This is a genomic window from Pseudomonas sp. LBUM1653 (assembly GCF_059716115.1).
Genome location: NZ_CP166803.1, coordinates 1,897,476 through 1,911,750 on the forward strand (window position 1 = coordinate 1,897,476; position 14,275 = coordinate 1,911,750).

14 protein-coding genes and 1 riboswitch are annotated in these 14,275 nt (G+C 61.6%); of the genes, 12 read left to right on the top strand and 2 right to left on the bottom strand.

What is annotated here, in order from left to right; translation table 11 throughout:
* Window positions 1–333: 333 nt before the first annotated feature.
* From ACA054_RS08745 to ACA054_RS08770, 6 genes are all read left to right on the top strand, one after another.
* Complete coding sequence (locus ACA054_RS08745; protein WP_497689031.1) at window positions 334–1,401, top strand: DUF2066 domain-containing protein; 1,068 nt, start codon at window positions 334–336, stop codon at window positions 1,399–1,401.
* A 37-nt stretch (window positions 1,402–1,438) separates the two neighbouring features.
* Complete coding sequence (locus ACA054_RS08750) at window positions 1,439–2,512, top strand: AI-2E family transporter (protein WP_497689032.1); 1,074 nt, start codon at window positions 1,439–1,441, stop codon at window positions 2,510–2,512.
* Between the two features lie 197 nt (window positions 2,513–2,709).
* A complete protein-coding gene (hda, locus tag ACA054_RS08755; protein ID WP_497638632.1) occupies window positions 2,710–3,414 on the top strand; it encodes a DnaA regulatory inactivator Hda in 705 nt (234 codons plus the stop codon).
* Between the two features lie 226 nt (window positions 3,415–3,640).
* Complete coding sequence (locus tag ACA054_RS08760; protein ID WP_497689033.1) at window positions 3,641–4,288, top strand: C40 family peptidase; 648 nt, start codon at window positions 3,641–3,643, stop codon at window positions 4,286–4,288.
* A gap of 165 nt (window positions 4,289–4,453) precedes the next feature.
* Window positions 4,454–4,990, top strand: a complete 537-nt coding sequence (locus tag ACA054_RS08765) for a C40 family peptidase (protein WP_497689034.1) — start codon at window positions 4,454–4,456, stop codon at window positions 4,988–4,990.
* An 18-nt stretch (window positions 4,991–5,008) separates the two neighbouring features.
* Complete coding sequence (locus tag ACA054_RS08770) at window positions 5,009–5,662, top strand: O-methyltransferase (protein ID WP_497689035.1); 654 nt, start codon at window positions 5,009–5,011, stop codon at window positions 5,660–5,662.
* A 106-nt stretch (window positions 5,663–5,768) separates the two neighbouring features.
* Here the strand turns inward: ACA054_RS08770 and ACA054_RS08775 are convergent, their stop codons facing one another.
* Window positions 5,769–7,082 carry a PQQ-dependent sugar dehydrogenase gene (locus ACA054_RS08775; protein WP_497689036.1) on the bottom strand — a complete coding sequence of 438 codons (1,314 nt, stop codon included), beginning with the start codon at window positions 7,080–7,082 and terminating at the stop codon, window positions 5,769–5,771.
* A gap of 67 nt (window positions 7,083–7,149) precedes the next feature.
* Entirely contained in the window at window positions 7,150–7,734 is a 585-nt protein-coding gene (locus ACA054_RS08780; protein WP_497689037.1) for a hypothetical protein, read from the bottom strand.
* Window positions 7,735–7,885: 151 nt separating this feature from the next.
* Window positions 7,886–8,119, top strand: a riboswitch (cobalamin riboswitch).
* Between the two features lie 83 nt (window positions 8,120–8,202).
* Between ACA054_RS08780 and cobO the strand changes: the two genes are divergently transcribed.
* The 6 genes from cobO to ACA054_RS08810 are packed head-to-tail and all read left to right on the top strand — an operon-like array spanning window position 8,203 to window position 14,196.
* Window positions 8,203–8,814 (top strand): cob(I)yrinic acid a,c-diamide adenosyltransferase, encoded by a 612-nt coding sequence (gene cobO / locus ACA054_RS08785; protein ID WP_497689038.1) that lies wholly within the window; start codon window positions 8,203–8,205, stop codon window positions 8,812–8,814.
* Window positions 8,811–10,211, top strand: a complete 1,401-nt coding sequence (locus tag ACA054_RS08790) for a cobyrinic acid a,c-diamide synthase CobB (RefSeq protein ID WP_497689039.1) — start codon at window positions 8,811–8,813, stop codon at window positions 10,209–10,211. Before cobO ends, ACA054_RS08790 begins: the two co-directional genes overlap by 4 nt.
* Complete coding sequence (gene bluB / locus ACA054_RS08795) at window positions 10,208–10,858, top strand: 5,6-dimethylbenzimidazole synthase (protein ID WP_497689040.1); 651 nt, start codon at window positions 10,208–10,210, stop codon at window positions 10,856–10,858. The genes ACA054_RS08790 and bluB overlap by 4 nt, the downstream gene beginning before the upstream one ends.
* The gene (cbiB, locus tag ACA054_RS08800) at window positions 10,855–11,763 is read left to right on the top strand and encodes an adenosylcobinamide-phosphate synthase CbiB (RefSeq protein ID WP_497689041.1); all 909 of its coding nucleotides are present in this window, start codon (window positions 10,855–10,857) and stop codon (window positions 11,761–11,763) included. Before bluB ends, cbiB begins: the two co-directional genes overlap by 4 nt.
* Entirely contained in the window at window positions 11,756–12,748 is a 993-nt protein-coding gene (cobD, locus tag ACA054_RS08805) for a threonine-phosphate decarboxylase CobD (RefSeq protein ID WP_497689042.1), read from the top strand. Before cbiB ends, cobD begins: the two co-directional genes overlap by 8 nt.
* On the top strand, window positions 12,745–14,196 hold the full coding sequence (locus ACA054_RS08810) for a cobyric acid synthase (RefSeq protein WP_497689043.1): 1,452 nt from the start codon (window positions 12,745–12,747) through the stop codon (window positions 14,194–14,196). Before cobD ends, ACA054_RS08810 begins: the two co-directional genes overlap by 4 nt.
* Window positions 14,197–14,275 lie beyond the last annotated feature (79 nt).

A 14,275-nucleotide genomic window follows, 5' to 3' on the forward strand; every position in this document is an offset into this window, starting at 1 on the left:
CCAAAATCGACGAAGGTGATTGCCTCACGCGATATTCGAGGGTGCCCGGCTGTTGCCGGTCTGCGAAGGCGCGCGATTTTATCAGGCTTGAAGGGCAGCGGCCATCCTCAGGCCGACGGCAGGGGGCATATCGGCCGAAAAAAAACCGCCATTGCCCTATGTGAATGACATCCTGCTCGCCTGCACAGGTTGTCGTCATTAACCGTCTATCGTTATCACAGTGCGAAAACTTACCCAGGGCGTGTGAATGTTTTGCGTCGAGCGATGGTCACAGCCTTGCTCGATTGTCTTCATGCGGTCTGTTCCAGTCGCTTTTGTCCTCAGGAATCTTCCATGGGTTTTTGTAAATTCTTGTTTGTGGGCTGCTTGTCACTGGTCAGCCTGACCAGCCTGGTAAGCCACGCCGAAACCGTCAAAGGCCTTTATCAAGTGCGCGAACCGGTCAACGGCCAGTCGCCGGAGGAGCGTGAGCAAGCCACGCAGCGGGCGCTCGATACGCTGGTATTGCGCCTGACCGGTGATCCCAAGGCGCCACAGAATCCGGGGCTGGCGGCGATTCGCAAAGACCCTCAGCAAATCATCAGCCAATACGGCTTCGAGGCAGGGCCGCCGGAAGTGTTGAAAGTCGATTTCGACCCGGGCACCACCGAACAGGCCTTGCGCCGGGCCGGGTTGTCGATGTGGGGGGGCAATCGGCCGTCGATACTGGGCTGGTGGTTGAACGACTACAGCGAGGGTGCGAGCCTGGTGGGCGATGGTCAGGCCGGTGCGACACCACTGCGCCGCGCCGCGCAGCACCGTGGTTTGCCCCTGCGTCTACCGCTGGCGGACTTGAACGAACAAATCGTCGCCACCGCGCCGAATCTGGAAAGTGCCGATCCGTCGGCACTGCGCAACGCATCGCAGCGTTACAATGCCGACGCCTTGCTGGCGGTTCATGCCCGTGAAGAGGGCGGCCAGTGGCAAGCCAAGTGGCAGTTGTGGCTGGGCGATAAGAAAGAGGCCGGCAGTGCCCAAGGGGCCGATCAAGCCGCTTTGGCGGACGCAGTGATGCTGGCGGTCAACCAGCGACTGGCGCCGCGATTTGTCGCCAAGCCTGGGGCTTCGGCCGCTCAGTTGCTGGAAGTCCAGGGCATGAATCTGGAGCGCTATGCGACCCTTGGTCGTTTGCTGGAGCCTTTCGGCGGTCGTCCTAAAAGTGTCGACGGCGACCGGATTCTTTATCGGGTCAACGGCAGTACCGATCAATTGCGCGCCCAGTTGTCGCTGGCCAGGTTGCAGGAGGTCGCAGCGGAGCCGGCGCCGGTGCCACCGGTTCCGGTTCAGCCTGTAGCCGCTGGTTCAGTCCCTGCGGTAGCGCCTGCACCGGCACCAACGCCGCAATTGCGTTTTCGCTGGTAGGATTTTCTTTCTTTATATAGAAGCAATGGAGTGGTACATGGCCGATACGCGGCGTTGGTTCTGGTTGGGTGGAGTGCTCCTGCTCTGCGCGTTTGTCTGGCTGTTGCACCCGATCCTCACGCCGTTCCTGGTGGCGTTGTTGTTGGCCTATCTGTTTGACCCCCTGGTGGATCGGCTGGAAAACGCCGGCCTGTCACGGACCTGGGGCGTGATTGCGGTATTTGCCCTGTTCACCCTGATCTTCACCACGCTGTTGCTGGTGTTGGTGCCGATGCTCGCCAAGCAGTTGTTTCGCTTGTATGAGCTGGCGCCGCAGATGCTCGATTGGCTGCAGCACACGGCATTGCCATGGGCGCAATCGAAGTTTGGCCTGTCGGAGGGCTTCTGGAAGTTCGACAAACTCAAGGCCGCGATCAGCGAGCACATGGGGCAGACCACCGACATTGTCGGCGTGGTGCTGACTCAGGCGACGGCGTCGGGTCTGGCGTTGATTGGCTGGTTGGCGAATCTGGTGCTGATTCCGGTGGTCAGTTTCTACTTGCTGCGAGACTGGGACCTGATGATGGCCAAGATCCGCAGCCTGCTGCCGCGCGATCGCGAAGAGCGGGCGGTGTCACTGGCTGAAGAGTGCCATGAAGTGCTCGGCGCCTTCGTCCGCGGGCAATTGCTGGTGATGGTCGCGTTGGGCGTGATCTATGCCGCGGGCCTGATGCTGGTGGGCCTGGAGTTGGGCCTGCTGATCGGGATGATTGCCGGGCTGGCGGCGATCGTGCCGTACATGGGCTTTATCGTTGGTATTGGCGCGGCACTGATTGCTGGCCTGTTCCAGTTTGGCGGCGATTTGTATCCCATGGCGGGCATCGTCGCGGTGTTCATGGTCGGTCAGGCATTGGAGGGCATGGTGCTCACGCCATTGCTGGTGGGGGACCGCATCGGCCTGCACCCGGTGGCGGTGATCTTCGCGATTCTGGCAGGCGGCGAACTGTTTGGTTTTACCGGTGTTTTGCTGGCACTGCCCGTGGCGGCGGTGATCATGGTGCTACTGCGCCATGTGCATGATTTGTATAAGGATTCCGGTATGTACAGTGGTGTGGACGAACCAGAGCTGTAGACAGGGTCACGGGCAGCCCGGATCGACGCCCAGTGGCTGCCCGTGGCGCCAAAGAATCTGTCATAAAACCGGGGCGCTAACGCAAACCTTTGATTTTGCTTGTGGTCTGTCGCATTGTGCGGTCGGCTTCACGGGTATAAACTTCGCAAACTTTACACAGAGGCCACTAACGGTTCCTTTGGAACTGTTCAGTCAGCATGAAACCGATTCAGCTGCCCCTAGGTGTGCGTCTGCGTGACGACGCCACCTTCATCAACTACTACCCAGGCGCCAATGCCGCTGCACTCGGCTATGTCGAGCGGCTGTGCGAAGCCGACGCCGGCTGGACCGAAAGCCTGATTTATCTCTGGGGCAAGCACGGGGTAGGGCGCACGCATCTGTTGCAGGCCGCATGCCTGCGTTTCGAACAAATGGGCGAAACGGCGGTTTACCTGCCGCTGGCCGAGTTGATGGATCGCGGCATCGAGATTCTCGACAACCTCGAGCAATACGAACTGGTGTGCCTGGACGACTTGCAGGCGGTGGCAGGCAAGGCTGACTGGGAAGAAGCGTTGTTCCACCTGTTCAACCGGCTGCGTGACAGTGGTCGGCGTCTGCTGATTGCCGCGTCGACTTCGCCACGCGAGCTGCCGGTAAAGCTGGCGGACCTCAAGTCGCGCCTGACTTTGGCGCTGATATTCCAGATGCGCCCACTCTCCGACGAAGACAAGTTGCGCGCCCTGCAGCTGCGTGCGTCGCGTCGCGGCCTGCACCTGACCGACGAAGTCGGGCATTTTATCCTGACCCGCGGTACCCGCAGCATGAGCGCGCTGTTCGAGCTGCTTGAGCAACTCGACCAGGCCTCTCTTCAAGCTCAGCGCAAGCTGACCATTCCGTTCCTCAAAGAGACGCTGGGCTGGTAGCCAGGCCTTGTAAATTCAAGGCCTGCAGCTATGTTCGGCAAATTCGATGCGTCAGAAAATCCGCTTTCCTGCGGGGTGCAGGCTGCGTAAAGTGTCTAGAACGGGCTTTAGCGCTTAGATGTCATCGAGAAATCAAGAAGTCACAAAAAGTTCGATTGAATTTGCAAATGAGGATGATAGCGGGCATAGTTTCGCTTCTTTAAAACTATCAGCCACGGTCGTGCCCATGCTAAATCGCTTTGCACCCCTCGTGCCCCTCGCACTCGTTACCCTGTTGTTCGGTTGCGCTGCCCACACGCCAGTGTCCGAGCAAGCACAACAACAGCAGATTCAACATTCCGTTTCCGCCCAGTCTTCCGCTCTCTATAAGCAAGCGCTTGAGCTTGAAGAAGCGGCCACTGAGAAAGAACTGGCCAGCTTCACCGACGGCAAGTCGTACCAGCTTCCGGTTCTGGCCGACAGCATCCTCGAACGCGGCATGTCCCTGATCGGTACCCGTTACCGTTTCGGCGGTACTTCCGAAGCAGGTTTCGATTGCAGCGGTTTCATCGGTTATCTGTTCCGTGAAGAAGCCGGTATGAACCTGCCGCGCTCCACCCGCGAAATGATCAACGTGGACGCGCCGCTGGTTTCGCGTAGCAAGCTTGAACCGGGTGACCTGCTGTTCTTCGCCACCAACGGTCGTCGCGGTCGCGTCAGTCACGCCGGGATCTACCTGGGTGACAACCAGTTCATCCACTCCAGCAGCCGCAAAAGCGGTGGTGTGCGCATCGATAACCTCGGTGACAGCTACTGGAGCAAGACCTTCATCGAAGCCAAGCGTGCACTCGCCATGGCTCCCGCTGCGACGCCAATCGTCACGGCTCGCAAGTAAGCGCACATTTTGTAAGGCGAACTTAAAGTCTTACTTGAAGTTTGCCTGATAAGCGCTAAAATTCTGATCAATGAATGATGGCAAACCGCCTGCGTAATCCGCAGGCGGTTTTCTTTTCTGCGCTCCCGCAGAAATTAGCCGCAGCCTGATCAGGATGCTCTGCTTATGACGATGTCGGCCCGCCTCGCAATCATGCTATTCGCAGCGCTGCTCAGTGCTTGTGCCAGCCGTACACCGCCACCTGCGCCGGTGGTTCGCGCGCCCATCGTATTCAGTTCCTCCCAGGACTTTTCTCCTGAAGCGCAAGACGTGCTGTTTCGCGCGTTGGGGTTGGTCGGCACGCCTTATCGCTGGGGCGGCAACACGCCGGATTCCGGATTCGATTGCAGTGGCCTGATTGGCTACGTCTACCGTGACATGGCCGGTATTTCCCTGCCCCGCACCACCCGCGAAATGATCACCATGCAAGCGGCCAATGTCGGTAAGGAAGGCCTGCAAACCGGTGACCTGATCTTCTTCGCTACCAATGGCGGTTCCCAGGTCAGCCATGCTGGCATCTATGTCGGTGAAGGGCGTTTCGTGCATGCGCCAGCTACCGGTGGCACGGTCAAGCTCGACAGCTTGTCCAAGGCTTATTGGCAGCGAGCCTACCTAAGCGCCAAGCGCGTTCTGCATCCCGAGCATTTGGCGCGCAATCCGTAACAGCCAGAGGTTGTTGTCATGACCGCCCGCACGCTCAATCTCGACGATTCGCTCTATCAGTACCTGCTCGACGTCTCCCTGCGCGAAACCCCGCTGCTCAAGCGCTTGCGCGACGAAACCCAGGCGCTGCCCATGGCGCGCTGGCAGGTGGCACCGGAACAGGGGCAATTTCTCGCCTTGCTGGTAAAACTCACCGGTGCCCGACGTGTGCTGGAAGTCGGCACTTTTACCGGTTACAGCGCCCTGTGCATGGCAGCGGCATTGCCGGATGACGGTTCGCTGATCTGCTGTGACATTCCCGGGGACTACAACGCCATCGCGCGCCGCTATTGGCAGGAGGCCGGCCTGTCCGGGCGAATCGATCTGCGTCTGGCGCCGGCGCTGGAAACCCTCGGCAGGCTGGACGAGTCAGGCCAGTTCAATCTGGTGTTCATCGATGCTGACAAGGCCAATTACCCGGCCTACCTGGAACATGCGCTACGCCTGTTGCGTACCGGTGGCCTGGCGGTATTCGATAACACGCTGTGGAGTGGTCGGGTGCTTGAGGACAATCCCGAGAGCGCCGATACCCGCGCTATCCAGGCACTCAATCGTGCCTTGAAGGATGACGCGCGGGTGGATCTGTCGCTGTTGCCGCTGGGGGATGGGCTCACGCTCTGCCGTAAACGCTAATCCCTTGTGGGAGCGAGCCTGCTCGCGAATGCGGTGGATCAGTCACATTAATGTCGGCTGACACGCCCCTTTCGCGAGCAGGCTCGCTCCCACAAGTGTGTTGTCGCTATTTAACCGCCGACACCCGCCACACCTTGTTCCCCACATCATCGGCCACCAGCAAATCCCCTTGTTGATCGATCACCACACCCACCGGCCGGCCCATGGCTTTTTCCTCGTCATTGAGGAACCCGGTGAGTACATCCACCGGTTGCCCGGTCGGTTTGCCGCCGCTAAAGGGCACGAAAATCACTTTGTAACCGCTGTGCGGCTTGCGGTTCCATGAGCCGTGTTGGCCAATGAACGCACCTTCCTTGAACTGCGCCGGCAACCTGTTGCCTTCGGCAAACGTCAGGCCCAGTGAGGCGGTGTGGGGGCCGACTGCGTAGTCCGGTGCAATCGCCTTGGCCACCAGGTCGGGGTTTTGCGGCTCGACGCGCACGTCGACGTGCTGGCCGTAATAGCTGAATGGCCAGCCGTAGAAGGCGCCATCCTTCACCGAGGTGATGTAGTCCGGCACCAGGTCGCTGCCGATTTCGTCCCGCTCGTTGACGGCCGTCCACAGGGCGCCGCTTTGTGGCTCCCAGGCCATGCCATTGGGGTTGCGCAGGCCTGAAGCGAAGATCCGGTGGTTGCCGGTGGCGCGATCCACTTCCCAGATCGCCGCGCGCCCTTGCTCCTGATCCATGCCGTTTTCACCGACGTTGCTGTTGGAGCCCACCGTGACGTACAGCTTGCTGCCGTCCTTGCTGGCGATGACGTTTTTGGTCCAGTGGTGATTCAGGGTTCCCCCCGGCAGGTCGACGACCTTGATCGGTTGTGACTTGATTGCCGTGTCACCGTTTTCATAGTGGAAGCGCAACAGCCGGTCGGTGTCGGCCACGTAGAGGTCATTGCCGACCAGGGTCATGCCAAAGGGCGAGTTGAGGTTTTCCAGGAAGACCGTGCGGGTTTCGGCAATGCCGTCATGGTTGGTGTCGCGCAGCAGTGTGATGCGGTTCGGGCTCGGCACGGCGGCACCGGCGCGTCCCATGACTTTCTTGGTGATCCAGCCCTTGATGCCTTTGTTGTCATCGGGTTTGGGCGGGGCATTGGTTTCGGCGACCAGCACGTCGCCATTGGGCAGCACGTAAAGCCAGCGCGGATGATCGAGGTTTTCGGCAAATGCGCCGACCTGAGTGCCGCTGGCCGCGACGGGTTTTACGCCGTTCGCCCAGCCGATGGCCGGGGCGATGTTCATCGTCGGGAACAGTGTCTTGTTCGGCTCCGGGAGTTTGGGAGACGGCCCGGTGCCGTCGTTGACTTGCAAGCGGGCGGTTTCGCCACAGGCGGCGAGCCCTCCCGCTAACGCGATGACGAAAACCAGCTCAGATGTGCGCATTGCTGACCTTCCCTATGAATGAAGTGACTTAAATCATAGAGAAGCGTGACAGGCCGATGGTTCAACCTTAGCCGCGAGCTTCCTTGAGCAGCACGGCAATACCGGGGTGATAGTGACCGGCTTCGTTGCGCAATTTGCGATAGGCATAAGGGAAATACCAGGCTACGGCGCAGCAGTGTTCCTTTTGCAGGTCATCGACCATGTCCTGGAGTTCTTCGGGGGTAGCGCCTTGCTGGCTCTTGTGCGGTGCGACGAACAGGCAGCCGATTTTCAGATCGCTGGCGTAGCTGATTTTTTTCGCGTCGCTGGTGATGTCCTGCAGGGCCTGAGTCAGGTTCAGGCTGTTGACCCGTGGCCAGCGTTGCGTGGTCTGCAGCCAGGCGCGTGCTTCGGTCGTGGCGATGAACAGATCGGCGCGGCCGTTGCGTTCGCCTTCTTCGATCTGTTTGCGGGTGGGCGATTGTTGCAGCGTGATCATCTCGGCCATCCATGCGGCGGCGGAGAGCAGACCAAGGTTGGCTTTTTCGTCGAGCCAGTAGGGTGTCTCGCTGTCGCCGCGCACGGCGTTATAGCGGTCGATACAGTCGAACCAGCGTTCCAGTACCGAACGCAGGAATTCCAGCTTCGGATTGCTGATGATCATGCCTTGCATGGGGCTCACCCTTTTTCTTGTTTGTGAGGTTGTGGCTATTTGATATCACTGCTGTGAGTGTGGCACAAGATTGACGTCATTTTATGGATGAGTGGCCGTTATTCGTTCCGGTACCGCGTCTTCAATTGACGCTCCACCCCCAACCCTCTAACCTTCGCCGCTTGTTTCAGGTGCTCTGTGACTTGGGTCGACAGAGTGAAACAGGGAAGCCGGTGAGCGAGCGCTTCAGTCGATGAAGCCCTGCGATCCCGGCGCTGCCCCCGCAACGGTAAATGAGTGAAAACTGCGTCTGAAGCCACTGCGTCGATCTGTGACGCGGGAAGGCGCGCAGTCAGGCATCACGCCGCTCATGAGCCCGGAGACCGGCCTGATCCATCCAAGCGGCATCACGGTGGGCGATGCCAGGCTTCTTGCCGTCTATTCTTGTGCCTGCCCGCCGTTAATCCTGCCTCAACGGAGAGCTCCCCCATGTCTGATACCCCTGATCGTGACGAACGTCATCTTGCGCGCATGCTGCGCAAAAAGGCCGTGATCGACGAACGCATCGCCAATTCCCCGAACGAATGCGGCCTGCTGCTGGTGCTCACCGGCAACGGCAAAGGCAAGAGCAGCTCGGCGTTCGGCATGCTCGCGCGCGCCATGGGGCATGGCATGCAGTGCGGTGTGGTGCAGTTCATCAAGGGGCGCAACAGCACCGGCGAAGAGTTGTTCTTCCGCCGCTTCCCCGAGCAGGTGCGTTTTCATGTGATGGGCGAGGGCTTCACCTGGGAGACCCAGGATCGCCAGCGCGACATCGCGGCGGCCGAAGCGGCCTGGGCGGTGTCGCAGCAATTGCTGCGCGATCCAACGGTCGGCCTGGTGGTGCTGGACGAACTGAACATCGCCCTCAAGCACGGCTACCTCGATCTCGATCAGGTGCTCAGCGATTTGCAGGCGCGCCCGCCCATGCAGCACGTGGTGGTCACCGGCCGCGGCGCCAAGCCGGAAATGGTCGAGCTGGCTGACACCGTCACCGAAATGGGCATGATCAAGCACGCCTTCCAGGCCGGTATCAAAGCGCAAAAAGGCGTCGAGCTGTGAATCAACCTCGTCATTGCCCGGCGGTACTGATTGCCGCGCCGGCGTCCGGCCAGGGCAAGACCACCGTTACCGCCGCGCTGGCCCGGTTGCATCGTAACCAGGGACGCAAGGTTCGCGTGTTCAAGTGCGGCCCGGACTTTCTCGATCCGATGATCCTCGAACGCGCCAGCGGTGCGCCGGTGTATCAGCTGGACATGTGGATGGTCGGCGAGCAGGACAGTCGCCGGCTGTTGTGGGAGGCTGCCAGCGACGCCGACCTGATCCTGATCGAAGGTGTCATGGGGCTGTTCGACGGTACGCCGTCCAGCGCTGATCTGGCGCGACATTTCGGCGTGCCGGTGCTCGCTGTGATCGACGGCACCGCCATGGCCCAGACCTTTGGTGCATTGGCCCTGGGCCTGGCGCGCTATCAGCCGGACTTGCCGTTTGCCGGCGTGCTGGCCAACCGCGTGGGCACCCTGCGCCACGCGCAACTGCTCGAAGGCAGCCTGACCGAAGGCCTGCGCTGGTACGGTGCCTTGTCCCGTGAGACCGGGATCGAATTGCCGAGTCGACACCTTGGCCTGGTACAAGCCAGCGAGTTGAATGACCTGGATGTGCGCCTCGATGCGGCGGCCGAAGCCTTGGCCAGCAGTTGTGAAGTCGCGCTCCCGCCGGCGGTGGAATTTGCCGCGCCAGATGTGGTGACTGTTGAACCCTTGCTGGCTGGCGTGCGCATTGCCGTGGCCCATGACGAAGCCTTCGCCTTCACCTATGGCGCGAGCCTGGATTTGTTGCGGGCGATGGGCGCTGAATTGCGGTATTTCTCGCCGATCCGTGACGCGGGTTTGCCAGAGGCAGACAGCCTGTACCTGCCGGGTGGCTATCCGGAGTTGCACCATGTGGCTTTGGCGCAGAATACCTCGATGCTCGAGGCAATTCGCGCTCACCACGCCGCAGGTAAACCCTTGCTGGCCGAATGCGGCGGCATGCTTTACCTGCTCGATTCGCTGACCGATGTCGAGGGCACGCGTGCAGAGCTGGTGGGCTTGTTGAAGGGCGATGCGGTGATGCAGAAGCGCCTTGCTGCATTGGCCTTGCAAGCGGTTGAATTGCCGGAAGGTTCACTGCGCGGGCACACCTATCATCATTCGCTGACCTCCACCGAACTGACACCGATTGCCCGGGGCTTGAGTCCTAACGGCGGGCGCGGGGCAGAGGCGGTTTATCGCGAGGGGCGGATGACGGCCTCTTATGTGCACTTCTATTTTCCGTCCAATCCATCGGCGATTGCCGCGCTGTTTGCGCCTGACCGTTCGGACGCCTTCGCGAGCAGGCTCGCTCCCACATTGGTGAGTGGATCGCCTGAAGAAACGCGGTCCACTGTGGGAGCGAGCCTGCTCGCGAAGAGGCCATGACCGACAACGCCTTTTCCGAAGCCGAACGCGCAGCGGTCTACCGAGCCATCGGCGAACGCCGCGACATGCGTCACTTCGCCGGCGGCACGGTCGAGCCCGAGTTGCTGCGGCGCCTGCTCGAAGCCGCGCATCAGGCACCGAGTGTCGGCCTGATGCAGCCTTGGCGCTTCATCCGCATCAGCGATCGTGCCTTGCGCAGCAAGATCCAGGCGCTGGTGGAAGCAGAGCGCATCCGCACCGCCGAGGCCCTCGGTGAGCGTACCGACGAATTCATGCAGCTCAAAGTCGAGGGCATCAACGATTGCGCCGAGGTGCTGGTCGCCGCGCTGATGGACGATCGCGAACGGCATATCTTCGGTCGTCGCACCCTGCCGGAGATGGACCTGGCCTCGTTGTCCTGCGCGATCCAGAACCTCTGGCTGGCGTCCCGCGCCGAAGGGCTGGGCATGGGCTGGGTCTCGCTGTTCGAACCGCAAGCCCTGGCGGACCTGCTGGGCCTGCCGCCTGGCGCCAAGCCCTTGGCCATTCTCTGCCTGGGACCGGTCAAGGCCTTCTATCCGGCACCGATGCTGGTACTCGAAGGCTGGGCGCAGGCGCGTCCGCTGAGTGAGCTGTTGTATGAAAATTATTGGGGAGTGAGTCAATGAGTGTGGCGTTGTTGAGTGTCGCCGCGGTAGCGCTGGATGCGCTGCTGGGTGAACCCAAGCGCTGGCATCCGCTAGTGGCGTTCGGCCGTTTTGCCGAGCGCATCGAGCAACGTTTCAATGGCGGCGGTCGCGGCTGGCGCAGTCATGGGGTCACCGCGTGGGTGATTGCTGTATTGCCGCTGACCCTGTTGGCCACGGCATTTTCCTGGGCACCTTACGTCGGCTGGATCGTCGAGATTCTTGCTCTCTATTGCGCCCTGGGCATGCGCAGCCTCGGCGAGCATGTCACGCCTGTGGCCAAGGCCTTGCGCAGCGATAATCTTGAAGAAGCGCGCCAGCGCGTGAGTTATCTGGTCAGCCGTAAAACCAGTGATCTGGATGAAACCGCCGTGGCCCGCGCCGCCACCGAATCGGTGCTGGAAAACGGCAGCGACGCGGTGTTTGCCGCACTGTTCTGGTTTGCCGTGGCCGGTGCGCCGGGCGTGGTGCTCTACCGTTTGAGCAACACCCTGGACGCGATGTGGGGCTATCGCAACGAACGCTTCGAGCGTTTCGGCTGGGCGGCGGCGAAGATTGACGACGTGCTCAATTACATTCCTGCGCGCCTGGTGGCGCTGACCTACGCGCTACTGGGCAAAACCCGGCTGGCGTTGAAATGTTGGCGCACCCAGGGGCCGACCTGGGATAGCCCGAATGCCGGCCCGGTGATGGCGGCGGGTGCCGGTGCGTTGGGCGTCGAGCTGGGCGGGCCGGCGATTTATCACGGTGAACTGCATCAGCGCCCAACGCTGGGCGAGGGCGTGCCGGCGGATGCCGACGCCATCGACCGCGGCTGGCAACTGGTGCAGCGTGGGGTATGGTTGTGGCTGCTGATTCTGTGCGTGGGGTCTGAATTTTATGCTTGAGCACGGCGGACGATTGCGCAAGGCGGCGCACGAATACGGCATCGACGAAGCCGATTGGCTTGACCTGTCCAGCGGCCTGGCGCCCTGGCCGTTTCCCGTGCCGGACATCCCGCAACGGGCCTGGGCGCGGTTGCCGGAAGCCGATGACGGTCTGGAGCAGGCGGCCTGCGACTATTATGGAACCCTGCAGGCACTGCCGGTCGCCGGTTCGCAGATGGCCATCCAGTTGCTGCCGCGTTTGCGCCGGGCGGGCAAGGTCGGCGTGCTGTCGCCCTGTTATGCCGAGCATGCCGAGGCCTGGCGGCGCAATGGCTACATCGTGCGCGAGGTGCTGGAGCAGGAAGTCGACTTTTTCGTCGACAGCCTCGACGTGCTGGTGGTGGTCAACCCGAACAACCCGACCGGGCTGAACCTGACGCCCGCCCGGCTGCTCGACTGGCATTCGCGCCTGGCCCCGCGCGGTGGCTGGCTGGTGGTGGACGAAGCCTTCATGGACAACACGCCGCACCTGAGTGTGGCGCCGTTTGCCCACCAGGTCGGGTTGATCGTGCTGCGCTCCTTCGGCAAGTTTTTCGGCCTGGCCGGGGTGCGCCTGGGGTTTGTCCTGGCCGAGCGCAAGTTGCTCAAGTTGCTCGCCGAGCAGGTGGGACCGTGGGCGGTCAGTGGCCCGACCCGGGTGCTGGGCCAGGTGTGCCTGCGCGACACCGAAGGGCACACGCGGCAGCGCGAGCGCGCCGATGAAGCCAGCGAGCGTCTGGCAACCTTGTTGACGCGGTACGGCTTCGAACCCCAGGGTGGTTGCGCCTTGTTCCAATGGCTGATCACCGAGCGCGCCGAAGTGCTGCACGAGTTCATGGCCCGGCGCGGCATTCTGTTGCGCCTGTTCACCCACAACAGCAGCCTGCGTTTCGGCCTGCCTGGCGATGAAGCCGACTGGGCACGTCTCGATTCAGCGTTCGACGCCTTCGCCAAGGAAAGCCAATGACCACGTTGATGGTGCAGGGCACCACATCCGACGCCGGTAAAAGCACGCTGGTGACGGCACTGTGCCGCTGGGTGACACGCCAAGGTGTCAGCGTGGTGCCGTTCAAGCCGCAGAATATGGCGCTCAACAGCGCGGTGACTGCCGACGGTGGCGAAATTGGTCGCGCGCAAGCGGTGCAAGCCCAGGCCGCCTTTCTTGAACCCCACACCGACATGAACCCGGTGCTGCTCAAGCCCAACAGCGATACCGGCGCCCAGGTGATCATCCATGGTCGTGCGGTCACGACGATGAACGCCGTGGCCTATCACGACTACAAAACCATCGCGATGCAAGCGGTGTTGGCCTCCCATGAACGCTTGAGTGCGGCGTATCCGCTGGTGATGGTCGAGGGCGCGGGCTCACCGGCCGAGATCAATCTGCGCGCTGGCGACATCGCCAACATGGGCTTTGCCGAAGCGGTGGATTGCCCGGTGGTGCTGATCGCCGACATCAATCGCGGCGGGGTTTTCGCGCATTTGGTGGGCACTCTTGAACTGCTGTCGCCCACAGAGCAGGCGCGGGTCAAGGGCTTCATCATCAACCGTTTTCGTGGTGACATCGCCTTGCTGCAACCCGGTCTCGACTGGCTTGAAGCGCGCACTGGCAAACCGGTGATCGGCGTGCTGCCGTATGTGATGGACTTGCACCTGGAGGCCGAGGACGGCATCGATCAGCGCCAGGCCGACAAGGCCGAACAGGTGCTGAAAGTGGTGGTGCCGGTGTTGCCGCGCATCAGCAACCACACCGATTTCGATCCACTGCGCCTGCACCCGCAAGTGGACCTGCAATTCATCGGCCCCGGCCAGGCGATTCCAGCGGCCGACCTGATCATTCTTCCAGGCTCGAAAAGCGTGCGCGGCGATCTCGCGTACCTGCGCGCCAATGGTTGGGACACCGCGATTTCGCGACACCTGCGCTATGGCGGAAAAGTGCTGGGCATTTGTGGCGGCCTGCAGATGCTCGGGGAGCAGGTGCATGATCCGCTGGGCCTTGAAGGCGCGCCGGGGTCCAGCACCGGTCTGGGCTTGCTGGCGTTCGAGACGCAACTTGAAGAAGAGAAGCAGTTACGCAATGTGCGCGGGCGCCTGGCGCTGGAAGACGCGCCGGTCAGCGGCTATGAAATTCACGCCGGCGTCACCACCGGGCCGGCGTTGGAAAACGCCGCCGTACAGTTGGACGATGGACGTTGCGATGGCGCGCAGAGTGTCGACGGGCAGATTTTCGGCACCTACTTGCATGGCCTGTTTGAATCCCCGGCGGCGTGTAGTGCGCTGTTGCGTTGGGCGGGATTGCAGGGGGTGCAGGACGTGGATTACCACGGTTTGCGTGAGCGCGATATCGAGCGGCTGGCGGATCTGGTGGAGAAGCATCTGGATACCGGGCTGTTGCGTGAACTCTGTGGTTTTTAAGGTGGCCGTGCTGGCCCCTTCGCGGGCAAGCCTCGCTCCTACAAGGCCCCCGCGGTACCTGTAGGAGCGAGGCTTGCCC